The organism is Sorangium sp. So ce426, from assembly GCF_051475585.1.
Classification (GTDB): Bacteria; Myxococcota_A; Polyangia; order Polyangiales; family Polyangiaceae; genus Sorangium; species Sorangium cellulosum_B.
The window spans coordinates 2167357-2193801 of the sequence record NZ_CP150341.1; the positions used below are offsets into that span (position 1 = coordinate 2167357).

Sequence of the window (26445 nt, forward strand, 5' to 3'; positions counted from 1 at the left end):
GGCGCCGGCTACGCCCTCCAGCTCGCGGCCCGCGTCGACGATCTGCCGGGTGGCAGCTCTGCGCAGTTTTCCGAGCCCGTCGACGAGAGCGACGCCTACGCGACGGCAGCGCTCGATCTGGGCCTGCGCTTCTGAGCGAGAAGGTATCGTGAGGACGTCGCCGGCGCGATCCCGCCGGTGCGCTGATCCTGAGCCGCCGCTCAGGGCAGATTGGCGGAAGAGATCTGCCAGCTCCTGTCGGTGCAGAAGCGACAGCTCGCGCCGACGAGCATGCCCTTGCCGGTGGCCGATTCGTCGCCCTTGAGCCACCAGTTGAGCCACGCCAGGTTGACCTGGGTGAACTCGCCGCCGTTGCGAGCCCACAGGTCGCCCCCGTGGTCCGCTCCGACCTTGGCGAACATCATGACCGGGATGTCACCCCGGGCGGCGATGTTCTCGTAGTCTCTCGCGCCGTTCTCGTGCGCGCCCAGGCTGTCCGCGGTGCCGGTGACGATCAACACGGGGGTGTGGATCGACTTGTAGAAGGCCTGATTCACCGAGAAAGAGCCGCTGCTCGTGTGTCCCCAGGTCGTCATCCTGGGATCTGCGGCGGTCCCCGCCGCCATCAAGCCGCCGCAGGAGAAGCCGTTCGCGGCGACCTTCGTGGTCTCGATCTTCCGGTAGTAGGCGCTGCAAGGCTTCTCGTTCTCGGCGATCACCCAGTCGACGTAGGCGAGCAGCACGTCGCCGCCGCCCCCGAGGTCGCGGTTGGGCTCCTTGCCTCCCGGTGTCCCGTCCGCCACCACGAAGTAGCCATGCGAGGCAATCTCGGCCATGGCCGCCTCCGTCGCGAGCCCGTCTCGCGAACATGCGCCCTGCCCCCAGACGAAGATCGGATACTTGGCGTTCCCACCGAGATCCTCCGGGCGAAAGATGGTGCCCTGGTTGATGCCCGGGTCCGAATTCGTCTCGACGACCACCTTGTGAGGGCCGCTCCCCGACCGGCTTCCACCGGCCGGTCGTGACTCGGTGCACGTGCCGGTGAAGCCGCCGCCGTCGCCGCCCGAGCCGCCGTTCCCGCCCGTCATCTCCCCGCCGCCGCCGCCGCCGCCGGCAGGCGCTCCTCCGCCCGTGCCCGAGCCGGAGGGGTCGGACCCTCCGGCCGTGCTCTGCGAGCTGCTCGAGCCCGAAGGCAGCGGCCCGCCGGTGGTGCTCGCCTGCTCGCCGCCCGAGCCGCTCACGCTCCCTCCTGCGCCCGCCGGGGCCCCGCCGCTCCCCCCAGGGTCGCCGTCGCCATCGGAGCCGCCGCAAGCGCCGGCGATCATGCCCAGCGCGGCCAAGGTGAAAGCCAAACTAGATTTGTTCTTCATAACAACACCGTATTCCCTCGAGCGATCGAAGAAATGGACTCCACTCGCGTCTCTCCGCGATTCGAGTCGCTGGCCGCCTGGTGTGCCCCGAGGCGTCGCCCTCGACTCGACCCACGCTATGAATCTTTATCGCAGCTCGGATGGGGCAGCGCCCGGCCCGGCGCGGTGCTGGCGGGGCACGTGGTCACGGGTCTTCAGGCGCTTACGGACGCTGGCGGCACGTCATCGATACGTCATCGATCGGCAAAGCAAAAGGATGCCCCACGAGGAGGAAAGTGAACGTTCACATTCCGGATGTCAATTCCAATCGACCGGCCTGCGGCTGTGCTCGATCCCGCGGGAGGACGCGGCTGGCGGGCCTCCTTCGGAGCGCCGCGTCGGACGAGGGCTCGTTCGGAGCGCCGCGTTCAGAGCGGTGAGCGCAGGATCACGGGCTTCGCTGGTCCGCTCGGCTGGCGCCGAGGCGGCATGGCCAAGGCCGCGTGTGTGTGCGTTCACAAATGTGTGGCGGGACGGAATGGCCGGAGGCTGGAGAGGCTAAAATCGCTTGACATCCACGAATGCGCTTGGGCTTCCTGCCCGCCAGAGGTCTCGAGGTCGACCGCGCCCGGCCAACGAGGCGGCGCGACGGGGCGGAGGCTCTGCTGCACGTCCGGGCCTCGATGATCAGCGAAGCGCTGAGGTGCGCTGCCCGCCGATGATCGACGTCCCAGGTTCACCAGGTGACGCGGTAGGTACAGGAGTCGTCGCCGCGCTTCCGCGACGGGCGGGACTCGTCGAGCACGACGTCGACGCGCGGCCTGACCCCGCGCGACGCCCATCGCCGCGCCGTGCCGAGCAGGACCCCACGATCGAGCTCCGAGGGATACGGCGTATCGCAGACCATGATGATCTGGTGCTTCTCCGGATGACAGCGGTAGTGGCCGATCCCCTCCCGCATGACGCCGGTCGCCGGATCGAACATCACCTCTCCGTCGAGCCGGTGATTCATGTGGTAGGCCACGTCGACGAGCTGGAGGGCCTCCACCATGGTCGGCGGCATGGCCGGCCACACGGCGTGCTCCACGATCGCCTTCCCGATGCCGAGCAGCGTGTGGTCCCCGGTCGCCTGGGCCACGCCCTTCAGCAGGTCGAGGAGCATCTGGAGAGGGTACCACTCGCCCGCGACCAGCTCGGACACGCCCAGCGTCGAGAGCACCCTCTTCCCGATGTCCCCGTGCGCCCCGAGCGCCGTGGCGATCGACGCGAAGGTGGCCCCGGGGCCCTCGATCCCGGGATGAGGAGAAACGTATTGAACCATATCCGATGGTGGTTGAGGCGCTCGTTCCGCCGACGACCGACGATATCGAACATCGCGCGACACCGCAAGACGCCCTGCTCCTCGCCCGCGTGCCCGCACGCGCGTTCGCGCTCCTGCCGTCGGCGTGGACGTGGAGGTCGATGTAGGAGGACGACCTCGTCGACCCTCGCTGCCGGCGAGGGCGATCTCCGGCGCGGGGCCTCAGGCGACAAGAGGCCGGGAGATCTCGCCGGCCTGCTTCGCCTGGACGATGGCCTGAGCGAACCACAGGTATTCGTCGAGGAACCTGTCGGCCGCCTTCGCGACCTGCTCGCTCCTGAGCTGGAGCGACTCGTCGAAGACGCTCTGGACCTCCGGGACGAGCAGCTTGAGGGGCAGCGGGAACGCTCCCAGGCTCAGGATCACGTGCTGGAGCTGCGTCGAGGCGTTGATGCCCCCGAGCTTCCCCGCGGAGACCGTGACCACGCCGATCGGCTTCTTGTCGAACTCCTCCCAGAAATAGTCGAGGGCGTTCTTCAGCACGCCCGAGAAGCTCCCGTGGTATTCCGGCGTCACGAACACGAGCGCGTCCGCGCGGCGGAGGCGCGCGCTCAGCCCCTGGACCGTCGCCTGGAGCTGCGGGGTGCGACCCGACCGGTCCTCCAGGATCGGCAACGGCGTCTCCGCCAGATCGATGAGATCGGCCTCGGCGCCCCGCTCCCGGAGCTCCCGCTCCAGGTGATGGGCGATCTTGTGCGACTGTCTCCCGCTCCTCACGCTGCCGGTCAAAATGGCTACCTTCATGATGGTGCTCCCCAGGAGGACGTTCTCCCGATGCGACGAGGGTAAGCCCGGGATGTCCGCCTGCTGGAGGCGGCGCCAATCCATTGGACAATGGTCAATCCGTCGTCAGGGGCGCGCCCTCGCGGGCGCTCGCGCCCCGGGCCGCGCCGGCTCGATGCAGCGTGTGCATGAGGTCCATGGCGCATATGAATTGGTGCGCGCCTCACGAAGAAGTAGATCCCCCTCGCTGAGAACGGGATGAGCGTGCCACTCAGCGGTCCTTGCTTGTCGGGCGTCAGATCCTTGCTCGACGCCGGCCAGGCATCGAGACGTCGTCATCGGGCCCGCCCGGTGATCGTCGCTCTTCGTCCACCACTTGGGAGCTTGTCATGAGAGCGAACCACTTCATCATTGCTGCTGGCTTTTTGTCCATGGGGGCCGCCGCGGGGTGCGCGGCGCCCGCGCCCGCCGGGGAGGAGGCCGCCGGCGAGGCCCGCGCCGAGGTCATCTATGGCCAGGATGACCGCGAAGAGCCCTTCACGTACGCGGATCCCGCCTGGGCCGCGCAGGCGCTCGACTTCACCGTGGCGCTCGTCCCCGCGTCGGCCGTCGACGACTCGGACCCGAACGACATCCAGATCGCCGGGCCCACGTGGGCGGGGCGCGACGGCGTGTGCGCCGACGAGCGCTTCGCGTCCCAGCCGGCGCTCGCCGACTGCAGCGGGACGCTGATCGACGACGACCTGGTGCTCACGGCCGCGCACTGCATCAACAACTGCAATAACAGCCGCTTCGTCTTCGATTATGCGATGACGCCGTCCGGCCAGCTCGGCCAGATCACCAGCGATGACGTCTACAGCTGCGTGGATTTCGTCAGCTATTACCAGGACCGGCGGGGCGCGGACTACACGGTCGTGCGGCTCGATCGGCCGGTCGTGGGGCGGACGCCCGCCGCGGTGCGTGTGTCGAGCGATCCCCTGGCCATCGGCACGCCGCTCGTCGTGCACGGCTTCCCCCGCGGGTTGCCGCTCAAGCTGGCCGACGGGGCCGCGATCCGGAGCAACGCGCCGAGCCTCGACTTCTTCGTCGGCAACCTGGACACGTTCGTGGGCAACTCCGGGTCCGGCGTGTTCGATCTGAACACGAAGGAGCTCGTGGGCATCCTGGTGCGCGGCGAGCGCGACTTCGTGCAGGACGGCGACTGCGTGCGTCCGTTCACCTGCGCCGACGACGCGTGCCGCGGCGAGGACGTGACCTATGCCTTCCGGGCCATCCAGGCCATGTGCGAGCGCACGGTCTCGGACCTGTGCTCGTGCGGTGACGGCGCCTGCGGCCCGCTCGAGAGCCCGGCGTCGTGCGCGAGCGACTGCTCCTGCGGCGACGGCGTCTGCAGCAGCGGCGAGAGCACCACGTCGTGCCCGGCGGACTGCCAGCTGGAGGTGCTGTACGACTCCCACGGGCCGCAGCCGAGCTGGGTGACGCCCGGGATCCAGGTGCGCAACACGGGGAGCGAGAGCGTGTACCTCGCGGGCTCGACCGTGCGGTACTACTTCAGCCAGGAGCCGCCCGGCTCGCTCGAGGCGACCTGCTGGGGTTGCTCGAGCGAGCTCGAGATGAGCTTCCATGAGGTGCCCGGGGGCGGCTGCGCGGGCGCGACGCATTACCTCGACGTGCGCCTCCCGTTCCTCTCGGTCGATCCCTCGTCCTCCACCGACCGGTTCAACATCGCGTTCCACGCGTCGAGCTGGCAGCCGTTCGACCAGTCGAACGATTACTCCCACGCCGGAGGCAGCTGGAACTGGGCGCCGAACCCGAAGATCACGATGTACCGGCTCGGCGCAAGGGTCTTCGGCGACGAGCCCTGTCCGGGCCTCTTCATCCCGCCCGCCGACTGACCGCCTCGGCCGAGGTTCGCGGTGTTCGAGCTCCACCAGCGCGAGCTCCTGGCCGGCGGACTGCGGCGCCAGCGGCGGACGCGCGGGGGACCGGGCGGCGAGGGCGGGCAGCCGGCCGAGGTGCGGAGGAGGGGACAGGAACCCGATCTCGCCGGTGGCGGCGACGCTTGACGACGGGGGGCCGGTCTCGATGTTGTGCGCATGGGGCGACCATCCACCGGGCAACGTCCGCAGTTCCCTTCCACCGTGCCGCGACCGGTCCGGGCGCGCGCCGGGCGCACACCGACGGAGCGGACGCCGCTCGCGATGCGGACCTTCGGCGTCGGCGTCGACGAGGCGACGAGGGCGCACGTGCGCCAGACCCTCGGGGCGAAGCTCGGGCGGTTCGCGCCCGACATCGAGCGGCTCACCGTGCGCTTCACGGACGTGAACGGGCCTCGCGGCGGCGTCGACGTCGCGTGCGACGTGAAGGTCGTCCTGAGCGGGCACCCGAGCGTCGTCTACCAGATGCGAGGTCACGAGCCGCGCGAGACGATCGACAGGGCCGTCCCGGGGATCGTGCGGGCCGTGCAGAGCGCCCTCGAGCGCGCGCCGCGCGCCGCATCGCGCGCGCCGGCGCGCGGCCCGAAGCCCACGGCGCGAGCGGCGAAGCGCAGCGCGGCGGCTCCGGCGCGGCGCGGTCATCCATCACCCGAGGGCAGCTTCATCGGGCGGCGCGTGGGGCGCGGCAAGGAGAACCTCGAGCGCGCGCTGGAGCGGCCCGAGAAGTCGCGCCGTGACGTTCCCGTCGACACGGCCGCTCCGGGGCAGAGCGCGACCGACCGGAAGGCGGGCGGCGGCTCGACGGCGCGGCGCAACACGATGCAGAGGACACGGAAGGCCACCGCGACGCTCGAAGACTCGGCGCAGGACCGCCCGTCGCGCAAGTCGACGCGCAAGAGCGCCAATCGCGCGAAGCAGGGCTCGAAGCTCCAGCGGCGCGCGGTCCGGCAGGCGACCAGCCCGAGCACCAGGGCCGCGAAGGCCGCCGCCCGCTGATCAGGCGGCGCGCTGCTGTCCGCCCTCGGCCGCGAAGCCTTCCGTGAGCGCCAGGCACAATGTTCTCGCCGGCGCGCTGGCACGGACGATGCTCGAAGCCGACGCGGTCCCGGCCACCCCGTCCTCGCGCGGCGGGTGACCGACGGGACACGCGTGCTCCACGAACCAGAGAGGTCTCCCATGGTTGCTCCGCTCGGCGAGTCCACGAGGTCGCTTCGCTTTGCGCAGGTCGACTTTCACACCGTGCGGGAGAACCGCGGTTGGTTCCTCGCGATCGGCGTGGCCACGATGGCGCTCGGGGTGCTCGCGTTCGTCATGCCCTTCGTCGCGTCCCGGATCACCGCCATCGCCCTCGGCTGGTTGATCGTGCTCGCCGGCGTGGCCGAGGGCTGTCACGCCATCCAGAGCCGCGGCTGGGCCGGCGCCCGCTGGGAGCTCGTGAGCGCCCTGGTGCAGGTGGCGTTCGGGCTCCTCCTTGTTGTCGCCCCGATGACAGGCAAGCTCGCGCTGATGGTGATCGCCGCGGCGTACTTCGTCTCCGAGGGCGCGCTCAAGCTCATCCGCGCCTATCAGCACCGCGGGCTGCGGGGCTCGGGATGGCTCGTGTTCGACGGCATCCTTTCGGTGGGGCTCGGGATGCTGATCATCACGGGCGGCGTCACCACGGCCGTGCGGGTGCTCGGCTTGCTCGTCGGGATCAGCCTTCTGACCGGCGGTATGTCGATGATCCTGATCGCGGTGGGCGGCGCTCGCGTGCTCGAAACGCGACCGTGAAGAGGCGACCTCCGCGCAGCGCAGAAGGGCACACCCCTTGCTCGAGGTATGGATCGCGGCGAGCGCGAAGGCCAGGTTGGCAAACCGGACACACTCTTTGGCCATGTCGCAAACAAGAAAGCTCATTCAGGATCTCGCGGCAGGACGCTACGACGCCCGCCTGCGAGGAACACGGAAGGTGTGCGCCGTGCAGCTCAGCGACGACGAGCGCGTCGTCGTGGAGATCGCCGACGGGTCCTTCGGAATCGCGCCCGAAGGGGCGAGCGAGGACTGCCAGCTCTCCTGCTCGCTCGACGATTTCCTGCGGATCTTTCGCGGTGAACAGAACCTGATCACGGCGATCATGCAGGGCCGCGTCGGCGTGCGAGGAGACCTGGGCGTCGCCCAGATGTTTCAGAGCGTCTTCTCCCCGGGAGAGCAACAGGCTCCGGAAGCGACGCGCTGAGCCACCGTCATCGGAGGGGGCCCATGGAACGGCAAGTGAGCATTCTGGACGGCGGCACGTTCGTCGTCAGCGATCTGCGCGGCAACATCGAGCACTCCGTCAGCCGGCCGCTCGGCCTGTTTCACCTCGACACGCGCTTTCTCTCCGAATGGATCCTGACGATCGACGGCGTCGTCCCGGCCGCGCTGTCCACCGACGACGTGCAGTACTTCCAGGCCCAGTTCTTCCTCGTCCCGAGGCCGGCCGCGATGTACGTCGAATCGACCCTCTCGATCGTCCGGAGCCGGTTCGCGGGCGACGGCTTCCACGAGGACCTCCTGCTCATGAACCACGGCAAGCTCCCCGTCGAGCTCGAGGTCCGCATCGAGGCCGGCGCCGATTTCGCCGACCTGTTCGAGGTCAAGGACATGCTCCCGAAGAAAGGGGAGCGCTATCACCGCATCGAGGACAATCGGCTCGTCCTCGGCTATCGACGCGAGCGCTTCGTGCGCGAGACGTGGATCTCCGCCTCGCAGCCCGCGCAGATCGATCCGAGCGGCCTGACGTTTCGGGTGAGCATCGCGCCGCACGGCCGCTGGAGCACCTGCCTCGACGTCGTGGCGGCGATCGACGGCCTCGAGGAGCGGCACACCCGGGTGAAGTACGCCCACGGCGAGAGCCACGCGCGCCCGAACATCGGCATCAGCCTCGAGAGCTGGGTCGACCACGCGCCGCGGCTCCTCACCTCGAACGAGACGCTCGCCCGCACGTACGAGCGGAGCCTCATCGACCTGGCCGCGCTGCGCTTCTTCTCCAAGCTGATGCCGGACGCCGCCATTCCGGCCGCCGGTCTACCGTGGTTCATGGCGGCCTTCGGCCGCGACAGCATCATCACGAGCCTGCAAGCGCTGCCGTTCGTCCCCGAGCTCTCGCGCTCCACGCTCCGCTACCTCGCGCGCCGCCAGGGCAGCCGCCGGGACGACTTCCGCGACGAGGAGCCGGGAAAGATCCTCCACGAGGTGCGCTGGGGCGAGCTGACCGCCTTCGAGGAGCGGCCGCACTCCCCCTACTTCGGCTCTGCCGACTCGACGCCGCTCTTCCTCATCCTGCTGGACGAGTACGAGCGCTGGACCGGCGACGCGGAGCTCGTCCTGTCGATGGAGCACACAGCGCGCGCCGCGCTTCGATGGATCGATGAGTGGGGCGACCGCGACGGGGACGGGTATGTCGAGTACGACACGCGCAACCCCGAGACCGGCCTGGAGAACCAGTGCTGGAAAGACTCGTGGGACTCCATCGTCTTTCATGACGGATCGCTCGCGCGGCGGCCCCTCGCGTGCTGCGAGATCCAGGGCTACGTCTACGACGCGAAGGTGCGCAGCGCCCGGCTCGCGCGCGAGTTCTGGCGCGACCCCGAGCTCTCGGCGCGCCTCGAGCGAGACGCGGCCGAGCTGAAGCGTCGATTCAATCAGGACTTCTGGCTCGACGATCGCGGGTTCTTCGCGCTCGCGCTGGACGGCCAGAAGCGCCGGGTCGACTCGTTGACGTCGAACATCGGCCACTTGCTCTGGAGCGGTATCGTCGACACGTCCAAGGCCGAGCGCGTGGTGGAGCACCTCCTCGGACCGCATCTGTTCAGCGGCTGGGGGGTGCGCACCATGGCCGACGACGAGGGCGGGTACAACCCCATCGGATATCACGTGGGCACGGTCTGGCCGCACGAGAACTCGCTGATCGCGCTCGGGCTCCGGCGTTACGGCTTCAGCGTGGAGGCCGGGCGCGTCGCGACGGGCAACCTGGCCGCGGCGCCCTTCTTCCACTACCGCTTGCCGGAGGCGTTCGCCGGGTATCCACGAGAGCTCACCAGCTTCCCTGTCGAGTATCCGACCGCGTGCAGCCCCCAGGCCTGGGCCACCGCGGCTCCCTTGCTCTTTCTGCGCGTCGTGCTCGGGCTGGAGCCGATGGGCAATCGTTTGTTCGTCGATCCGGCGGTCCCCGCCGAGCTCGGGGAGATCCGGCTGCTCGACATCCGCGGGCGCTGGGGCAGGTGCGACGCCTTCGGTCGAGCGCGCCCGGAGTCGGGGCTCCGGGCGGCGTGAGTCGCCATGGCGGCGGCCAGCGCGTGGCCGTCGCCATGGATTCGCGGCGTCAGGCCGCGCTGCGCGCCGCGGCGGGGCGCTCCGGCGGCGCCATGAACTCGGGACCCACCGGGTCGCGCACGGCTCCGGTGAGCACGGCGTCGATGTGGGCGCGGGCTTCGTCGTCGAGGCTCCATCCCATCACCTCGTTGATCGGCGCGAGCTCCTCCGGCCGTCGAGCCCCCCAGAGAGCCACCGAGACACCCGGGTGGTCGAGCACCCAGCGCACCGCGAGCGCGAGCACGCCCCGAGCGTAGCGGCCGCGCGCGAACCGATCGAGGCCCCTCACCGCGTCGAGGTACTGCGCGAAGCGAGGAGGTTGAAACTTCGGATCGGTCTTCCTGAGGTCGTCCCCCTTGAACGCGGTCTTCTCGTCGATCGCGCCGCTGAGGAGCCCGCGGCAGAGCGCGCCGTAGGTGAGCGTGGCAACCCCGTTGTCGCGACACCAAGGCAGGATGTCCCCCTCCGCCTGCCTCTCGAAGAGGTTCAACGGCGGCTGCGCCGAGGCGATCGGCGCGACAGCGCGGAACCGCCGCATCGCCTCGATCGAGTAATTGGAGACGCCGATCGCGCGGATCTTGCCTTGACGCTGGAGATCGAGGAGGGCCTGGGCCGTCTCTTCGTAGGGCGTCTGTGGATCCGGCCAGTGAACCTGATAGAGATCGATGTAATCGGTGCGCAGGCGGAGGAGCGAGAGCTCGACCTCCTCCAGGAGCTGCTTGCGCGTCCCGTTCCGGAAGAGCGCGTCGCCGCGCCGCTCGAGGCCCCCTTTGGTCGCGAGGACGACCCGCTCGCGCTGGCCCCGCTCGGCGATGGCCCGTCCGACGACCTCCTCGGAGTGCCCGAACCCGTAGGCCGGCGCGGTGTCGATCAGGTTGATCCCGAGATCGAGCGCCGCGTGGATCGTGCGGACCGACGCGTCGTCGTCGGCGCCTCCCCATTGATACCCGCCCATGGCCCAGGTCCCGAGGCCGACCCGGCTCACGGGGATAGGCACGTCACGAATGTTCGTTTGCTCCATGGTGTACCTCCTCCGTTTCTTCCGATCGCCGCCGGCGCAAGAGTGGCACGCTCACGTCGACCCGCGGCTCCTGGGCCCGGTTCGGGGCTGGTTGTGGCATCGACGCGTTCCTCCACCAGATTCACCCCATTCACTCCATTCCGAATGCATCCCCCGTACCCGCCGGCTCCGGCGAGGCGGCGGCCTCAGGCGGCCATGAGGTTCACGGGCGACATCGGCTCCTGTCCGGACAGGACGCGAACGACCTCGCTCGCCGCGAATCGTCGGACGAACTCGATCGACTCTTCCGAGTAATAGGCAGCGTGGGGCGAGATGACGACGTTCTCGAGCGAGAAGAGCGGGCTCGTCGGCCTCCAGTCCCGGCGCTTCGCCGGCTCCTCGGCGAGGTCGTCGAGCCCGGCCCCCGCGATCCATCCCTCCGCGAGCGCCCGGTACAGCGCGCCGTCGTCGATGATCGGACCACGGGCGGTGTTGACGAGGATCGCTGTCGGCTTCATGCGCCGGAGCTCGCGTTCCCCGAAGAGGCCATGGGTCCCCTGGGTCAGCGGCGCCTGGATGACGAGGTAGTCGGAGCGCTCCAGGAGCTCGTCGAAGGACACGGGGTCGGCGCCGGCGGCGCGGATCTCGTCCGCGCCGAGAAAGGGGTCGTGCGCCGTGACGCGCACACCGAAGCTCGCCATTTTCGCGGCGATGCTTCGGGCGATCGCGCCGAACGACAGGAGCCCCAGGGTCGCGCCCCGCATCCGGTGGATCGGCCGGCCATCCTGCCAGGACCAGGATCCACGGCGCGTGGCGCGATCGTACGCGGGCAGCTTGCGGGCGAGCGTGAGCAAGAGCGCCACGGCGTGGTCGGCGACCTCGTCGGCGCACCAGTCGTTCGGCGCGTTGGTGACGCGGATCCCACGGCGGGTCGCCGCCGCGACGTCGACCGTGTCGACCCCGGTGCCGTACCGAGCGATGACCTGGCAGCGCCGGAGCCCCGAGATGGCTCGCCCCTTGACCTCGGCGTACTGCGTGAGCACGCCGACGGCGTCGCGCGCGACGGCCACGACGTCCTCCTCGGTCTTGCACTGCGCGGCGACCAGCTCGAAGCCGGCCGGCTCCACGAGAGAGCGCTCGATGTCGACGTCGCCGAAATCGTAGTCCAGCACGACGACCTGCCCCGTCCGTTCCATGCTCATGGTCCTTATCTCCGTTCCCGTGCCGTTCAATGTGAGTGACGAGGCAGCCCGCGGAGCTGAACGAGGTGCTGGTACCGGACGGCCGGCTCGAAGCACGCGCCCGTGGACAGGGGACCGACCGCGTTCCGGTAGATCTCCTGCCATGGCGTCTGGCTCTCGAGCTCCGGCAGCTTCAGGGACCTGCGGCGCTGCTCGATCTCGTCGTCGGAGAGCAACACGTCCACGCGACGCCGGAGCAGATCGACCTGGATGCGATCCCCCGTCCGGAGCAGCGCGAGGCCGCCGCCCACCGCGGACTCGGGCGACGCGTTCAGGATCGAGGGGCTGTCCGAGGTGCCGCTCTGGCGGCCATCACCGAGCGTCGGCAGGGATATCCCCTCTCGCACCAGCGCGTCGGGCGGATCCATGTTCACGACCTCCGCGGAGCCCGGATAGGCGATGGGCCCCGTGTTGCGCATGACGAGGATGCAGCGCTCGTCGATCCCGAGCGACGGATCGTTGATGCGAGCGTGGTAATCCTCTGGCCCCTCGAAGACGATGGCCCGCGCCACGAAGACATCGGGGTTCGCGGGGTCCGACAGGTAGCGGCCGCGGAAGACCTCTCCGATGACGCTGCTCTTCATGACGGCCGAGTCGAAGAGGTTCCCGCTCAGGACGAGCAGGCCGGCGGCGCGGAGCAGAGGATCTTCGTACGGTCGGATCACGTCGCGGTTGGCGACGGCGGCGCTCGCCACGTTCTCCCCCACGGCTCGTCCGGACACGGTGAGCGCATCCCCGTGGAGACGGCCCGCGCGGAGCAGCTCGTTCATGACGGCGGGCGCGCCCCCCGCGCGATAGAAGTCCTCTCCCAGGAAGCGCCCGGCGGGCTGGCAGTCGACGAGCAAGTGGACGTCTTGCCCGACCCGCTGCCAGTCGTCGTTCGTCAAGTCGACCCCGACGTGGCGCGCGATGGCGTTCATGTGGATGGGGCAGTTGGTCGACGCGCCGATCGCCGAGGCGACGGCGATCGCGTTCTCGAACGCCTTTTTGGTCATGATCGCGCTCGGCGTCAGGTCCTCGTGCACCATCTCCACGATCCGGCGCCCGGTCGCGTAGGCCATCTGGGCCCGCTCCCGGTAGGGCGCCGGGATCGCCGCGCATCCGGGCAGCGACATCCCGACGGCCTCGGCGAGGACGTTCATCGACAGGGCCGTTCCCATCGTGTTGCAGTGCCCCACGCTGGGCGCCGCCGCGGCGACCATGTCCATGAACTCCGTGTAGTCGATGCTGCCGGCCGCGAGGAGCCGTCGAGCCTCCCAGATCACGAGCCCCGAGCCGGCGAGCCTCCCGCGGTAATATCCGTTCAACATCGGCCCGCCCGAGAGCACGATCGCGGGCAGATCGACGGTCGCCGCCGCCATCAGGCAGGACGGCGTTGTCTTGTCGCAGCCCGTCGTGAGGACGACGCCGTCGAGCGGGTATCCGTGGAGCACCTCCACCAGCCCGAGGTACGCGAGGTTCCGGTCGAGGGCCGCGGTGGGCCTCTTGCCTGTCTCCTGGAGGGGGTGCGCCGGGAACTCCAGCGGGATCCCGCCGGCGTCACGCACGCCCTCCTTGACCCGGACGGCGAGGCTCAGATGATGGCGATTGCACGGAACGAGGTCGCTCCCCGTCTGGGCGATCCCGATGACGGGGCGGCCGGACTGGAGCTCTTCACGGGTCAGCCCGAAGTTCAAGTAGCGCTCGAGGTACAGCGCCGTCATCTCCGGATTGGTCGCGTCGTCCCACCATGCCTGGCTCCTCAGCTTTCGCTTCTGGTTCATCGCTGTCCTTCCCGGTTCCCGGTTCCTGGACGAGGGGCGCCACGGCCTACCCGGCAGCCCGAAGCCCTTCATCGCGCGCCGCCGTTCCGGCCTCCGCGATGTGGATCACCGTCTTCGCTCCACCCGCTCCCGCGCGCAGCAAGGCCGGCGCCTCGTCGAGCGAGATCCGCCGCGCGATGACCCGGCGCGCGGCGTCGGGAAACAGGATCAGGAACTGCTCGAGCATCCGGACGGCTGCCTCGTAGGACTTGCGGCCGGCGTTCACGGTCCCGAACATCAGCTGGTTCTGGAGGACGAAATCGCGCATCAGACCGCATGTGTCGAAGTCCATCGCGGGCCCCGGCGCAGGGATGCCGGTGAGGACGAACGCGCCGTTCGCCGCGAGCGCGGGGAGGGTCTTGAACGCGAACGCCGGCACGCCGACCGCTTCGATGATCACGTCGAACCGCCCGTGGCGCCTCATCAGCCCCGCGACGTCGGTGGACTCGCTCGATACGTAGTCGGCGCCGATGCTGCGCACGAAGCGCGCCTGATCGCCGTCCGTCGGCTCCCTCGAATACACGACCGCCCGATAACCGTTCGCGACAAGCCCCATCGCCGTGAGCACGCCGATCGGCCCGGCGCCGAGGACCAGGCCCCGCGGTGCGTCGTCCTCCCAGGGCAGGCGCGTCAGGGCGGCGTCGAGCTGGGCGAACGCTTTGGCCACGACGCTCAGCGGCTCGACGAGGACGCCGAGCTCGCCGACGCCCGGAGGGACGGGGACGAGGTAGCGCTCCTCCTCGACGAAGAGCTCGGTCATGAAGCCGCCCGCCCCGGAGATACCGCGCTCGATGAACTCGCCCGTCGCGCAGAAGTCCTGGTGCCCGACGCGGCAGGCCGGGCAGTCGATCCTCGTGCAGGGCCGACGCACGGTCGGCACCACGAGATCTCCGGGACGAAGGCGAACCATGCCCTCACCCGTCTGCACGACCTCGGCGAGCGCCTCGTGTCCCAGCACGAGCCGGTCGGTCCCTGCCGGGGCGGACCCGTACGTGAACGCGGCGATCTCCCGGTCGGTCCCGCACAGTCCGACCGCGAGCGTGCGGAGCAGCGCTTGCCCGTTCGCCAGCCGCCGAGCCTCCGGTCGGTCTTCCTCCTCGACGAGACACACAACCCTCTCGGCCATCAAGGCAGCGACCGACTTCACGCGTCCCCTCTTCCTGCGAGCACCTGCTCGCTCGTCGTCGTGCGTGCCAGGCAGGGCACGCCGGCGCCGGGTCCCATGGGTCGTTCGTCTGGATGCGGCAAGCCCGTGGCGAGCACTCGCCGGTGACCTACCGCTCCTGAGAAGGCGGCCGCGCCCCGGCGGGCGCGGGGGCGGTGAGCTCTCCCGTGGGATCGCGTTTGACCGGATTGGACCTGACTCGACTGGCCGCTTGCTACCGGCCCTGCACGAGATGCATCACTGGGCGGGCAGCAGCGGGGCCACGCCCCGCTCCTTCACGAGCACGACAAGGAACTTCGCGGGCTTCTTGGCGCTCGCGTTCCGGCCGACGGTGTGGATGTCGCTGGGCCCCTCGTAGAAGGTCTGGCCCGGGGTGAGCGTCACCTCCTTGCCGCCTTTCACGCCCATCACGATCGAGCCCTCGAGGACATAGATGAAGCCGTGGGCGTCGTGACGGTGCACCGGATCGGCGGCGCCGGGGGGGTAGTCGACGATGAGCATCATCAGCTCCTTGCCGGGGATGTTCGCGAGCTCCTTCGTCAGGAGCGTCGTGACGACCGGCTCGGGCGCGGCGGCAGCGGGGCAGGCGAGCAGGCCCACCGCGACGGCCGCCACGGCGGCGGTGCTCTTCACGAGCTTCGAAGTGCGAGAGGCGAAACGGAGATTCTGGAGCATGGGATCCTCGTGGTTGAACAGGGTACGCGTCGATCGCGAGCGCCTTCTGCACGGCCGGGCCGGCGCGCATGCGTTCGCTGAAGCGGAGAAGCTTGAGGGCAGCGAGGAGCCGACGCGGCGTGAAGAGTTGCTTGAAGGCCCTGTGCATGTCGGTGTTGAAGAACGCTGCCCAGCGCGTCACCTCGGCGCGAGCGAGCACGCGGCGTGCCGTCGCCGAGGAGCCGCGTGTCGGGGAGCGATGGGCGAGTGAGCACGCGCCGCGCATGTGAAAGAGCTTCACCTGCACTGCCAGGCACCGGAGAGCGATGCCGTCGATTCATGACAGGCTCGTCGCGCGCCCGAGTCATGAATGCGCCGCGGGGGCCCGGCGCTCCGGCGCTCCGCGCTCGTGGCACATTTACATCAATGCTGGCGCAAACCTCGGCGCGCGTGACGGTGTGTCCTCGATCCGCACGGCTTCGACGGGCGCCAACCCTCGCTCCAGGGCATTGCCTTGCCCTATACTCGGCGGCGGAGGTTCGGTCATGCCGGTGCGTAGCAGGCGGGTTTGGTGGTGGGCGCCGATTGCGGCGGCAGGGCTCGTCGCAGCAGGAGGCCCATTGGCTTGCAGCAGGGTGCTTCTCGACGATCCAGGCGTCGAGGGCGACGGGGAAGGGGGGAGCTCCTCCGAGGTCGAGGGCTCCGGGGAGGCCGGGAACACGGCGTCAGGAGGAGGCGTGGGAGGAAGCGGCGCGGGCGGGACCACGGGCAACGGCTCCGGCACGGGTGGCCCGTTCGGCTCGACCGGGGCGGGTGACGGCGGCGCGGCGGCGGGCTCGGGCGGCATGGACGTGGGCAGCACGAGCGGCGGGGCTCCGGATGGAACCGGCGGGAGCGCGGGGGCGCCCGCGGAGCTGGACTGCGCCGCGGCGCGGCTGTTCCCGAGCTCGGTCGATCTGAAATACCAGGGCGATCTCGACGATCTGCCGCCCATCTCGGAGATCCGCGGGGACCTGGCGCTCAGTGAAGACGTCAGTCAGCTGCACCGCCTTGGCTGTCTACGGCACGTCACGGGCACGGTCACCATCCGGTACACGCGCAAGCTCGCCACGCTCGAGGGGCTCGAACGGCTCGAGTCCATCGGGGCGGGGCTCACGATCGAGAAGAACGACGCGCTCGCGAGCATGACGGGGCTCCAAGGCCTGAAGGTCGTGGATGGCGCATTGACCCTCCATTCGAACCTCCGCCTCGCTGACCTGGGCGGGCTCGAGAGTCTGACGACGGTGCGCTCTGGCATCCAGATCGAGGACAACCCCGTCCTGGCGAGCCTCGCCGGGCTGCGCACCCTGACCGCCACGGGCGCGGTGGCGCTCAAGTCCAACCCGGCCCTCGAGAGCTTGCAGGGCCTCGACGGCGTGAGTCAGCTCGCCAACCTCCTCGTCATGAGCAACGCGAAGCTCGAGAGCCTCGATGGGCTCTCGGCGATCGAGATGGTCTATCAAGATCTCACCATCAGGGACAACGAGGTGCTCACTTCCATCGATGCGCTCTCTGCGCTCCGGGCGATCGAGCAAAATCTCGTCATCTCGAACAACCCGGAGCTCGCCAGCATCGATGGACTCTCTTCGCTCGAGCGGATCCACTACGGCCTCGAGATCACGACGAACCCGAAGCTCCCCACCTGTGAAGTGGAAGAGCTCCGTGAGCGGACCGGCGTTCCACGAGCGTCCGTGATCAACAACGACGACGCGGCGACGTGCCCCTGATCCGGGGCGGGCGCCGCAGGCGACCCGGAGCCCCGAGCGGGGGTTCGGGGCGCAGGGCGCCGCAGGCGACCCGGAGCCCCGAGCGGGGGTTCGGGGCGCAGGGCGCCGCAGGCGACCCGGAGCCCCGAACGTTGAAGCGCACCGTTCTGCGCCGCAAGGCGCCCGGTAACGCCGCATCGCGTCTCGCGACGCGCCTCCCGCGCGCCTCGAGGGCTGTCCCGGCCGAGCTTTGCCGGTACCATCGCCGCGCCGCATGGCCTCGAAGCTTTCGCCGAGCGACGAAACGGAGAGCACCGCCACGGGCGCCGGGGCGGCGGGCGCGCTCGCGGGCGCGCTCGGGCTGCCCGAGCGCTACGAGGATCGGGGCCAGCTCGGCAGCGGCGGCTTCGGGGAGGTGCGGCGCGTCTGGGATCGCAAGCTCAAGCGCGCCGTGGCCATGAAGATCCTCCGGCCCGACGTGGCGCCGTCCGCGGCGCGCCGCGCGCGGTTCCTCGCCGAGATCGAGCTGACCGCGGGGCTGTCGCACCCGGGGATCGTGGCGGTCCACGACTACGGCGAGCTCGAGGGGGGACAGCTGTGGTTCACGATGGCCGAGGTGCGGGGGCGGACGCTGCGGGCGGTCATTGACCAGGCGTTCCGCGCGGGCGGCGGGCACGTGCCGCGGCGCCGGCTGCTCGATGTGTTCGCGCGCGTCTGCGAGACCGTGGCCTACGCGCACAGCCGCGGCGTCATCCACCGCGATCTGAAGCCGGCCAACGTGATGGTGGGCCCGTTTGCGGAGGTGCTGGTGATGGACTGGGGGATCGCCCGGAGCGCCGGGGAGCGGGAAGATGTCGCCGGGCCCGGCGCGGGGGCGGGCCGAGCGGCGGCGCCGGCCGGGCTGACGGGTGCGGGCGACGTCATCGGGACCCCCGCGTACATGGCGCCCGAGCAGGCGCGCGGCGACGTGCGGCGCCACGGGCCCGCGACGGACACCTACGCGCTCGGGGCCATGCTGCACGACGTGCTCGTCGGCCGCCCGCCGCCCGCCGCGTCGACGAGGGTGGCGTCGGACGATCCGCCGCTGCTCGACGGGGCGCGCGGGACGTCCGACGTGCCGCCGGAGCTCGCGGCCATCTGCCGGCGCGCCATGGCGCTCGAGGTGGAGGCGCGCTACCCGGACGCGGGCGCGCTGGCGCGCGACGTCGAGGCGTTCCTCGACGGCGCGCGGCGGCGCGAGCGGGCGCTCGCGGCGTTCGTGGGCGTGCGCGCGCTGGGCGAGGCGCGCGCAGATCTGCGGGCGCGGGCGGCGGCGGCGCGCGACGAGGCGCGGCGCGCGCTCGCGGGCGTGAAGCCGTCCGACGCCATCGAGGCCAAGGCGCCGGGCTGGGAGCGCGAGGACGAGGCCGAGCGGCTGGAGCGCGAGGCCTCGCTCCGGGAGGCGGAGTGGATCCAGGCCGTGCACGGCGCGCTGGCGATCGATCCCGAGCTGCCCGAAGCGCACGGCGCGCTCGCCGACCACTACCGCGATCAGCTGCTCGACGCCGAGCGCGCGCGCCGCCTCGCCGACGCCGCCCGCGCCGAGGTGCTGCTGCGCGCCCACGATCGCGGCAGGCACGCGGCGTTCCTGCGCGGCGACGGGGCCGTCACCCTGGTCACCGATCCGCCGGGCGCGCGCGTCACCGTGCACCGTTACGGGCTCCGGGGGCGGCGCCTCGTCGAGGAGCCGGCGGGCGAGCTGGGCCGGACGCCGCTCCATGCGGCGGCGCTGCCGCACGGCAGCTACCTCCTCCGCGTCTCGGCGCCGGGGCGCCGGGAGGTCCGCTATCCGGTGCTCGTCGAGCGCGGCGAGCACTGGGACAGCACGCCGTCCGGCGCGTCCGCGCCCGTCCCCATCGCGCTCCCGCGCGAGGGCGATCTCGGCCCCGACGAGGTCTACGTGCCCGCCGGGTACGCCTGGACCGGCGGCGATCCCGAGGCGGCCGACGCGCTGCCGCGGCGTCGCATCTGGGTGGACGGCTTCGTCCTGCGGCGCTTCTCCGTGACCAACAGCGAGCTCCTGGAGTTTCTCGACGACCTCGCGCGGCAGGGCCTCGACAACGCGGCGCTGGGGCTGCCTGCGGCCCACCCCGGCGTCCTCGCGGAGGCGCTCGGGATGCCGGGGATCACGCGCGACGCCGCGGGCCGCTTCGCGCTGCGCCGCGACACGCCGGATCCGCCGCCCCAGGAGCGCTGGCCCGCGATCGTCGACGGCCACGTCGCCGGGGCCTATGCGCGCTGGCTGGCGATCCGCACGGGCAAGCCGTGGCGGCTGCCGGACGAGATCGAGCGCGAGAAGGCGGCGCGCGGCGCCGACGGGCGGCTGTTCCCCTGGGGGGATCACGCGGAGCCGGCGTTCGCGTGTGTGCTGGAGATCCACCGCGGCGAGCCCACGCCGTGGCCCGTGGACGAGCCGCCCACCGACGAGAGCCCTTATGGCGCGCGCGGGCTCGGCGGCACGGCGCGCGACTGGTGCGCGAACGTGTGGCGGCACGGCGGGCCGCCCGTGGAGGGCGGGCGGCTGCGGCTCGAGGCGGCCGACCCGGAGGACGACGATTTCCGCGCCATCCGCGGGGGCGGCTGGGGGAGCTCGATCGCGTATTCGCGCGCCGCCGTGCGCTTCGGCGCGCGCCCGGGGATCCGCCGGCCGCTCGTGGGCATCCGGCCGGCGCGCTCCTTTCCGGCACCGGGCTGATCGGGATCAGGTCGCGGTGAGCACGGAGACGCCGCTCCCTGTGACGACCGCGAGGGCGAGCGTGGGGATGCCGCTGCTGGGGGTGAACGCCGCGAGAGCCGGATTCGCCAGCGCCTCACAGCCGGCGATCTGCTCAGGGAGCTGCGCGAAGCCAGACCAGCTCTTGCCGTCGTCGCTGGAGCAGATCCAGACGTTCTGGGACGCGTCCGTGAACGCGAGGTACAGCCGGTCGAGGTAGGCGCAGAAGCTCGGGTTCGAGAGAACGAGGGGGCTCGCGGGCTCCGGCGCCGAAGGATCGCTCGTGACCGTGAAGGTCGACGCGTCCACCCAGAGGCGCGCCGTCTTGTGCCAGGACCACGATTCGGGCGAGGCCTGGACGTCGTGTGTCGCGTAGATCTCGATGGTCTGCGAGGCGGCGCCTTGCTGGGCGAGGAGCAGCTGCCCGTTATAGCCAACGAGCGCGGGCGCGCCCGCCGCCTCGACACCCGGGCTGCCATGGTTGGGAGACCAGCGCGACCCGTTCCATGTGCGCACGTGCATGTGAGGCTTCCCTGACGCGGTCAGGTAGGCCATGCACAACACGCTGGTCGATCCGGCGGAAACCACGCTCAGCGCCGGCGCGCTCGAGGCGCTGGCCCCGGTGTGGGTGCTCTTCGACCAGCCCTCGCCGGCGTTCGTGCACATCTTCACCGAGGACGAGCCGCTCTTCTGGTAGACGAGGTACAGCGTGCCGTCCAGCGAGGCCAGCGCCGGCTCGCCAGCGGCCGATATGCCAATCGAGGTCGGGTCCGACCACGTCGCGCCGTCCCCGGAGGTGGAACAGGAGACGGTGCTGTCGCTGGCGTTCGTGAATGCGAGGTAGAACGTATCGCCCAGCTGCGCGAGCCCCACGCCGAGCGCGGCGCCGCCGACGGTCGCCGGCTGGCCCCACGACAGCGGCGATTGCGTCATCTTGTACCACGTGACGCCGGCGGGGGAGCTCACCGTGTCGTAGGTCAGGGTGATTCCGTTGCTGTCGACGGCATATTGCGGCGGACTTCCGCTCTGCGTGCCGACATACCAGGTCACGGTCCCTCGCCAGGGCGTCTTGTGTTTGAGCGCGAAATCGAGCCCTACCTGGTCCCCGGCGGCGTTGGTGCCGAGGAACAGGCCGGCCGGGGGCAACGCCGATGCCGTCACCGGTGTCCACAGGCTCTGCGCGGGCATGTCGACCGGCGGCGGGGTCGAAGGGGCATTCCCCAGCTCCTCCCCTGGTCCGATCGTGATCTGGGTCGTCCCCGTCTCGGGGTTCTTCAGGTCATGGAGGAAGGTGGGATCGATCTCCCAGAGCTCCGTGTTCGTCGGGTAGCTGTTGCTGCTGGATGACGCCGGGTCGGTCACACCGAAACCCGACGCCGGGCCCGTCACGTAAACAGCCCATGACGCGCTGGTCACGCCCGAGATCGACAGCGAATATTTCATGTCCGGGGTGAGCTGATACGGCCGCGGCTTCGATCCCACGGCGGCCTCGTCGAGCTTCGTCATCCTCGTCCTCCTTGTCGATCCCACCTTTAAAGCACCTGCCGGGCAGCATCCATGACGCGAACCTTACAGCTGCCCCTTCTTTCCGCGCGGGGGGCGGTGGTAGCCTCGCGACCGTGGCGATCCTGGAGCAACGCGGCGGCGGCACCCGGGCGGCGCTCGCGGCGCACGCGCTGGTGGGGCGGTCGTCGGTGTGCGCGGTGCGGATCGAGGTGCGGCTCGCCTCCGCGGAGCACGCGCGCCTGTCGTACCGCGACGGCGCCTGGTCGGTGCGCGATCTGGGCAGCAAGAACGGCACCTTCGTCAACGGCGAGCGCCTCGCGCCCGGGAGCGCGCGAGCCCTGGCCGGGGGCGACCAGCTCGCGTTCGGCGATCCGGAGGCGACGTGGACCCTCGCCGACGCCTCGCCGCCCGTGCCCATGGCGCGGCGGCTCTCCGACGGCGCGCTCCTCGCCGGCGCGGGCGCCCTGCTCGCCCTGCCCTCGGCGGACGATCTGCGCGCCTGCGTGGTGGAGGTCGAGGGCGGGAGCTTCCTTGTGGAGATCGACGGGCAATCGCGCCCGGCCCAGGACGGCGAGGTCCTGCAGCTCGGGGGCGAGGCGTTCGCGCTGCACCTGCCCACGCCCCCCGCCGCCACCGACGACGCGGGCGAGCACGCCGCCCGCATCGACGAGACCGAGCTGCGCTTCCGGGTCAGCCGCGACGAGGAGGCGGTCGAGCTCACCGTGGCGGGAGGCGGAGACGCGCGCGTGCTCCCGCCCCGCTCGCACCATTACATGCTGCTCACGCTGGCGCGCGCCCGGCTCCGGGACCGCGACGCGGGGTCGCTCGGCCCCCCGCAGCGCGGCTGGGTCTTCGTCGACGATCTCTGCCGGATGCTGTCGATGGACGAGAACAAGCTCAACGTCGAGATCTACCGGGTGCGGCAGGAGATGAGCGCCGCCGGCCTCGCCAGAGCCGCCGCGGTGATCGAGCGGCGCCGCAGCAGCCGGCAGCTCCGCGTGGGCACGGAGCGGCTGGTGATCACGCCGATGCCGGCGGCGGGCGCGGGCGCGTAAGACTCGTGTAATGGCGCTGTCGGGCGCGGCGGCTTAAGACTCCTCTGTACCCGCGGGGCGACGGGCAGGAGCGACGGCTCGCTCCACCCGTGCACCCCGCGCCACGGCGGCTCGCGAGGGGCATCTCGCTCGCTCGCGGACAGACCGCGCGGACCCCTCGTGGACCGCGCATGGAGGAATCATCATGTCCGACAATACCTACGTGAACATCTACGTCTCCAACAACCTCGGCTACGGGATCGGCCAGGTCTGGCTCGCGCACACCACCAGCGAGACCCCGTGGACCGAGTGCTGGATCGGGGAGAACGTCGCGAATGGCCAGAGCACCCTGGCGCAGGGGTGGATGGCCGCGCTCGTGCCCAGCAGCAACGACTACTTCACCGTCATGTGGACGGACACCTCGAACAACCTCTATGGCACCTCGATCAAGTTCAAGGCCGAGTGCGACACGGACGGCGGCGACATCGATCTCCAGCTGCAGGGCACCGGGAGCAGCGTGGTGGTGCTCCAGGGCACGACGGTCCAGGGCAGCACCCCCATCCTCCAGTACGGCTACGCGCCCAGCTCCTCCAGCGCGGCGCGCGCCGCCGAGCGGCCCACGAGCGGCGTGGCGAGGGCTCCTTCCTGATCGATGACGGACGGGGCGTCGCACAACGGGTAGGTGTCCAGTCCTCCCGGAGCAGGGGCCCGTGGCTCAAGGAAGTGTCACCTAGAGCGACAAACGGGTTGAAACCACGAGAAAAAGCAAGAATTTCACAGGGAGACGGGGAGGCGGGGAGCGAGAGACGGCAAGAGAAAGAAATTCATTCTTTCTTCCTCCCCGCCTCCCCGCCTCCCTGTGAAAATTCTCCGGGTTTCAACGAGATCGGTCCTCTAGGCTCCCGGTCTAACGTGTTACCAGGGCTCCCGGTCGTTCACCCTGGCGCCCTGCTGCGCGGCCCCTGCGGCCGTGCTGCGCGGTCTTCCGGCCCTGCTGCGCGGCCCCGGCGGCCCTTCTACGCGGTCCCGCCGACCCTGCTGCGCGGCTCAGGCGCCCTGCTGCGCGGCCCTGGCGCCCCTCCTGCGCATCCACTTTGGTGTCCTTTCGTACGATCGCGTGGCTCCTGCGCGGTCCCAGCGGCCCTCCCGCGTACCCAATTTCATGTCCTATCACACGTTTTTGTGGTTCCTGCGCAGCCCCGGACTCCTCCTGCGCAGCCCCGGACCCCTCCTGAGCGCCCACTTGGGGCCCTGTATTCCTATGGCTCGACGCCGGCGCCTGGTCGTTGGTCCTCGCCTCCGCTACGCAGCCTCGGAGTCCTCCAGCGCGGTGGCGCGTAAGTAAAACAAGCCCGATCGCGGCGCGACGAGGTGTAGGTAGGGCGTGGCGAACGGCTCTGGCAGGGTCGCGGACATCGGAGGGCGGCGTCCTGGGGGGTCCGGAGTGTCAAGCGACAGTAATTGTCGCTGATCAGGCTGCATCGCCGCTCCCAGGCGTCACGACGGCGGGACGACGGCGGTGGCGGGCGTAACCACCACCTTCCCCCGCGCGCGACGGCTCTCCAGGTAGCGGACCGCCTCCGGTACCCCGCTCAAGGGATAACGCCGATCGAGCACCGGCCTGACCGTGCCCGCTTCGATCAGCTTCGTCAGGGCGATGAGATCGGCGGCGCTCGGACGCGACGCGTGCGCCTTCATCGCCTTCGACCCGGACCATCGCCCGAGGAGCGCGACCCGCAGAAACGCCCCGGTGGTCCCTCCGACGAGCACGTACGTGCCGCCATCGCGGAGCACGCGCCGGTAGTCCGAGACGGATCGGTAAGCCGCCGCGTCCACGATCAGGTCGTACTCGTGCCCGCTCCGGGTGACGTCCGCGCGCGTGTAGTCGACGACGTGATCGGCGCCCAGCGACCGCACCAGATCGAGGTTCCTGGTGCTGCACACCCCTGTCACCTCCGCGTTCAGGGCCTTCGCGATCTGGACAGCGAACGTCCCCACCCCTCCGGAGGCGCCGTTGACGAGCACCCGCTGCCCGGCCCGAGCCCGCCCGCAGTCGCGGAGCGCCTGGAGCGCAGCCAGCGCCGCCAAGGGGACGGCCGCCGCTTCCTCGAAGCTCACGTTCGACGGCTTCGGGGCCAGCGCCTGCTCCGACGTGCAGACGTATTCCGCAAAGCCTCCCCACCCGTGAGCGGACAGATCCCCGAACACCTCGTCGCCCACCCGGAACCGGGTCACGTTCTTTCCCACCGCCTCCACCCGACCGGCGATGTCGGCGCCGGGCACCCGGTGCTTCGGCGCGAAGAGCCCGAAGCCGAGAAACCGAAGGAAGAACGGATCCGCCCGCATCATGTGCCAGTCGGCCGCGTTCACCGACGCGGCCTCGATCCGCACGAGCACACCGTCGTCCCTGAGCGCGGGCATGGGGATCTCCTCGAGCCGCAGGTTGTCCGCCGAACCGTATTCGTACTGAACAATCGCCTTCATCGCATTCTCCCGGGGCGAGCCCCTTCGCCGCCCGCTGCGATGGTGGTTCCGGAGGCCGCGCGCCGCCGCTCCACGCAGGAGCCTTTCAGCTCCCGGCGGGAGGACCGTGCCTCGATCCGGCCCCTGGCAGCGCCTACCCCTCGTGGCGATGCTCCCCGCGCGCCCCCTCGCCGTCCGCGGCAGCGAGCGTCGCCCCCAGGGCGCTCAGCCCACCGTCGACGGGGGCACGCCGAACCGCTTGCGGAACGCGGCCGCGAACTTGCTCGGGTTCTCGTACCCCACCCGCTGCGCCACCTCGGTCACGTTGCACGCCCGCTGGCGCAACAGGCGATGGGCCTCTTCCAGCCGGTGGCTCCGGAGGTACGCGAAGACCGGCGCGCCGAAGAGCGCGCGGAACCCCGCCTTGAGCTTCACCTCGTTCAGCCCGGCGTGCCGGGCGAGCTCCGGGAGCGTCGGCGGGTCCACCATGCGCGCCAGCAGGGCGTGCCGCGCCCGCTCGAGCCGCGCGATGTCGTGCTGCGAGAGGAGCGGCGACGCGGAGCTCTCGCTCTCCTCCAGCTGATCGATCATGGCCGCCATCAGCTCGAGCCCCTTGGCCTCCAGGTAGAGCTGCCGGGAGAGACCCCTGGCGTCGCAGCCCAGGATCTCGTCGAGCAGCCGGTACAGGGTCGGCGACATGGCGTGCGTCGCGCGCGGGTAACCCCCGGTGTGGGCCACGATCCGCTCGAGGGGCGCAGGCAGGACCTGCGAGCCCAGGAGCGCGCGGAGCCGCCATGCGTCGATGGTGAGGCAGAGGCTGTCCTGATCCTGACCGAGGGTCGACTCGTCCCATTCGCACACGAGCTTCAGCGGCCTCTTCACCTGGCCGATGCGGAATGTCCCGCCCCCGAGGAGAAAGCCGTCTCCCTCGCTGCTCCTCACCCGCATGTGGGGTCCCCGCGACAGGACGAACTCCAGCCCCGTCGGCGCGTGGTCGATGACCATCCCCGACGCCCACGCCCACCGGAACCGGGTGGCGGAGAGGGAGATGCCGGAGCGCAGCGTGGAGGCGCTGATGAGGCCCGTGTTGCCCTGCAGGTCCCAGCGCACCTGGCGCTCGAACGGGGTGGGCGTCTCGATGGGCGCGGCGCCCTGGAGGATCCCCGCCGCGAACGTCTCGAGATCGCGCTCGCTTCCCTCGATCCTCATCGCCTCCATGCGGACGTTTTAGCACGCGCCGCGCCCGGCTGGCTGCCGGCGAGGGACCAGCTCACCCTCGGTCCTCGGTCCTCGGGCGATGCGCTGACACGTCGCGACCGCGTGGGCGCCCGGGCGCTCACGGGGGAGCCTGCCGGTGCTGGATGGCGTGCTCGGCCGCCATCATCTGGCGGATCGCCTTCGGG

20 protein-coding genes are annotated in these 26445 nt (G+C 70.7%); 9 read left to right on the forward strand and 11 right to left on the reverse strand.

Going from position 1 to position 26445, the window contains the following annotated elements:
- Nucleotides 1-200: 200 nt before the first annotated feature.
- The 3 genes from WMF44_RS08220 to WMF44_RS08230 form a co-directional block, all read right to left on the reverse strand.
- A complete protein-coding gene (locus tag WMF44_RS08220) occupies nt 201-1331 on the reverse strand; it encodes an alpha/beta hydrolase family protein (protein ID WP_437298573.1) in 1131 nt (376 codons plus the stop codon).
- A 733-nt stretch (nt 1332-2064) separates the two neighbouring features.
- Nucleotides 2065-2649 (reverse strand): hypothetical protein, encoded by a 585-nt coding sequence (locus WMF44_RS08225; protein ID WP_437298574.1) that lies wholly within the window; start codon nt 2647-2649, stop codon nt 2065-2067.
- A 201-nt stretch (nt 2650-2850) separates the two neighbouring features.
- Nucleotides 2851-3432, reverse strand: coding sequence for an NADPH-dependent FMN reductase (locus WMF44_RS08230; protein WP_437298575.1), 582 nt, complete (start codon nt 3430-3432; stop codon nt 2851-2853).
- 368 nt (nt 3433-3800) lie between these two features.
- Here WMF44_RS08230 and WMF44_RS08235 point away from each other — a divergent pair, with 368 nt between their 5' ends.
- The 5 genes from WMF44_RS08235 to WMF44_RS08255 all read left to right on the forward strand — a co-directional run bounded on the left by WMF44_RS08235 (nt 3801) and on the right by WMF44_RS08255 (nt 9641).
- Nucleotides 3801-5306 carry a trypsin-like peptidase domain-containing protein gene (locus tag WMF44_RS08235; RefSeq protein WP_437298576.1) on the forward strand — a complete coding sequence of 502 codons (1506 nt, stop codon included), beginning with the start codon at nt 3801-3803 and terminating at the stop codon, nt 5304-5306.
- A gap of 246 nt (nt 5307-5552) precedes the next feature.
- Nucleotides 5553-6344, forward strand: coding sequence for a hypothetical protein (locus WMF44_RS08240; RefSeq protein WP_437298577.1), 792 nt, complete (start codon nt 5553-5555; stop codon nt 6342-6344).
- A 180-nt stretch (nt 6345-6524) separates the two neighbouring features.
- Nucleotides 6525-7118, forward strand: a complete 594-nt coding sequence (locus WMF44_RS08245; protein ID WP_437298578.1) for an HdeD family acid-resistance protein — start codon at nt 6525-6527, stop codon at nt 7116-7118.
- Nucleotides 7119-7221: 103 nt separating this feature from the next.
- Entirely contained in the window at nt 7222-7563 is a 342-nt protein-coding gene (locus tag WMF44_RS08250) for an SCP2 sterol-binding domain-containing protein (protein WP_437298579.1), read from the forward strand.
- A gap of 23 nt (nt 7564-7586) precedes the next feature.
- A complete protein-coding gene (locus WMF44_RS08255; protein WP_437298580.1) occupies nt 7587-9641 on the forward strand; it encodes an amylo-alpha-1,6-glucosidase in 2055 nt (684 codons plus the stop codon).
- Between the two features lie 49 nt (nt 9642-9690).
- On the opposite strand, the gene WMF44_RS08260 is transcribed toward WMF44_RS08255, so the two are convergent.
- The 5 genes from WMF44_RS08260 to WMF44_RS08280 form a co-directional block, all read right to left on the reverse strand.
- The gene (locus WMF44_RS08260) at nt 9691-10701 is read right to left on the reverse strand and encodes an aldo/keto reductase (protein ID WP_437298581.1); all 1011 of its coding nucleotides are present in this window, start codon (nt 10699-10701) and stop codon (nt 9691-9693) included.
- A gap of 185 nt (nt 10702-10886) precedes the next feature.
- On the reverse strand, nt 10887-11882 hold the full coding sequence (locus WMF44_RS08265) for a C-terminal binding protein (protein ID WP_437298582.1): 996 nt from the start codon (nt 11880-11882) through the stop codon (nt 10887-10889).
- Nucleotides 11883-11908: 26 nt separating this feature from the next.
- On the reverse strand, nt 11909-13684 hold the full coding sequence (locus tag WMF44_RS08270) for an IlvD/Edd family dehydratase (protein WP_437298583.1): 1776 nt from the start codon (nt 13682-13684) through the stop codon (nt 11909-11911).
- 46 nt (nt 13685-13730) lie between these two features.
- A complete protein-coding gene (locus WMF44_RS08275) occupies nt 13731-14870 on the reverse strand; it encodes a glucose 1-dehydrogenase (RefSeq protein WP_437298584.1) in 1140 nt (379 codons plus the stop codon).
- Nucleotides 14871-15125: 255 nt separating this feature from the next.
- Nucleotides 15126-15563, reverse strand: a complete 438-nt coding sequence (locus WMF44_RS08280; RefSeq protein WP_437298585.1) for a cupin domain-containing protein — start codon at nt 15561-15563, stop codon at nt 15126-15128.
- A gap of 614 nt (nt 15564-16177) precedes the next feature.
- Between WMF44_RS08280 and WMF44_RS08285 the strand changes: the two genes are divergently transcribed.
- The gene (locus tag WMF44_RS08285; protein ID WP_437298586.1) at nt 16178-17308 is read left to right on the forward strand and encodes a hypothetical protein; all 1131 of its coding nucleotides are present in this window, start codon (nt 16178-16180) and stop codon (nt 17306-17308) included.
- 253 nt (nt 17309-17561) lie between these two features.
- Nucleotides 17562-20021, forward strand: coding sequence for a protein kinase domain-containing protein (locus WMF44_RS08290; protein ID WP_437298587.1), 2460 nt, complete (start codon nt 17562-17564; stop codon nt 20019-20021).
- Nucleotides 20022-20027: 6 nt separating this feature from the next.
- On the opposite strand, the gene WMF44_RS08295 is transcribed toward WMF44_RS08290, so the two are convergent.
- The gene (locus WMF44_RS08295; protein WP_437298588.1) at nt 20028-21545 is read right to left on the reverse strand and encodes a hypothetical protein; all 1518 of its coding nucleotides are present in this window, start codon (nt 21543-21545) and stop codon (nt 20028-20030) included.
- A gap of 113 nt (nt 21546-21658) precedes the next feature.
- Between WMF44_RS08295 and WMF44_RS08300 the strand changes: the two genes are divergently transcribed.
- Both WMF44_RS08300 and WMF44_RS08305 read left to right on the forward strand, forming a co-directional pair.
- A complete protein-coding gene (locus WMF44_RS08300) occupies nt 21659-22600 on the forward strand; it encodes an FHA domain-containing protein (protein ID WP_437298589.1) in 942 nt (313 codons plus the stop codon).
- A gap of 184 nt (nt 22601-22784) precedes the next feature.
- Nucleotides 22785-23228: a hypothetical protein gene (locus tag WMF44_RS08305; protein ID WP_437298590.1), complete on the forward strand. Its 444-nt coding sequence runs from the start codon at nt 22785-22787 to the stop codon at nt 23226-23228.
- A gap of 848 nt (nt 23229-24076) precedes the next feature.
- On the opposite strand, the gene WMF44_RS08310 is transcribed toward WMF44_RS08305, so the two are convergent.
- A complete protein-coding gene (locus WMF44_RS08310) occupies nt 24077-25063 on the reverse strand; it encodes an NAD(P)-dependent alcohol dehydrogenase (protein ID WP_437298591.1) in 987 nt (328 codons plus the stop codon).
- Between the two features lie 204 nt (nt 25064-25267).
- Nucleotides 25268-26260 carry a helix-turn-helix transcriptional regulator gene (locus WMF44_RS08315; protein ID WP_437298592.1) on the reverse strand — a complete coding sequence of 331 codons (993 nt, stop codon included), beginning with the start codon at nt 26258-26260 and terminating at the stop codon, nt 25268-25270.
- Nucleotides 26261-26445: the final 185 nt, after the last annotated feature.

Coding starts and splice junctions, on each gene's coding strand:
- WMF44_RS08230 (WP_437298575.1), bottom strand. CDS start 3,432: ATGAAGGTAGCCATTTTGACCGGCAGCGTGAGGAGCGGGAGACAGTCG.
- WMF44_RS08245 (WP_437298578.1), top strand. CDS start 6,525: ATGGTTGCTCCGCTCGGCGAGTCCACGAGGTCGCTTCGCTTTGCGCAG.
- WMF44_RS08280 (WP_437298585.1), bottom strand. CDS start 15,563: ATGCTCCAGAATCTCCGTTTCGCCTCTCGCACTTCGAAGCTCGTGAAG.
- WMF44_RS08310 (WP_437298591.1), bottom strand. CDS start 25,063: ATGAAGGCGATTGTTCAGTACGAATACGGTTCGGCGGACAACCTGCGG.
- WMF44_RS08305 (WP_437298590.1), top strand. CDS start 22,785: ATGTCCGACAATACCTACGTGAACATCTACGTCTCCAACAACCTCGGC.
- WMF44_RS08260 (WP_437298581.1), bottom strand. CDS start 10,701: ATGGAGCAAACGAACATTCGTGACGTGCCTATCCCCGTGAGCCGGGTC.
- WMF44_RS08255 (WP_437298580.1), top strand. CDS start 7,587: ATGGAACGGCAAGTGAGCATTCTGGACGGCGGCACGTTCGTCGTCAGC.
- WMF44_RS08290 (WP_437298587.1), top strand. CDS start 17,562: ATGGCCTCGAAGCTTTCGCCGAGCGACGAAACGGAGAGCACCGCCACG.
- WMF44_RS08265 (WP_437298582.1), bottom strand. CDS start 11,882: ATGAGCATGGAACGGACGGGGCAGGTCGTCGTGCTGGACTACGATTTC.
- WMF44_RS08295 (WP_437298588.1), bottom strand. CDS start 21,545: ATGACGAAGCTCGACGAGGCCGCCGTGGGATCGAAGCCGCGGCCGTAT.
- WMF44_RS08235 (WP_437298576.1), top strand. CDS start 3,801: ATGAGAGCGAACCACTTCATCATTGCTGCTGGCTTTTTGTCCATGGGG.
- WMF44_RS08225 (WP_437298574.1), bottom strand. CDS start 2,649: ATGGTTCAATACGTTTCTCCTCATCCCGGGATCGAGGGCCCCGGGGCC.
- WMF44_RS08315 (WP_437298592.1), bottom strand. CDS start 26,260: ATGGAGGCGATGAGGATCGAGGGAAGCGAGCGCGATCTCGAGACGTTC.
- WMF44_RS08270 (WP_437298583.1), bottom strand. CDS start 13,684: ATGAACCAGAAGCGAAAGCTGAGGAGCCAGGCATGGTGGGACGACGCG.
- WMF44_RS08250 (WP_437298579.1), top strand. CDS start 7,222: ATGTCGCAAACAAGAAAGCTCATTCAGGATCTCGCGGCAGGACGCTAC.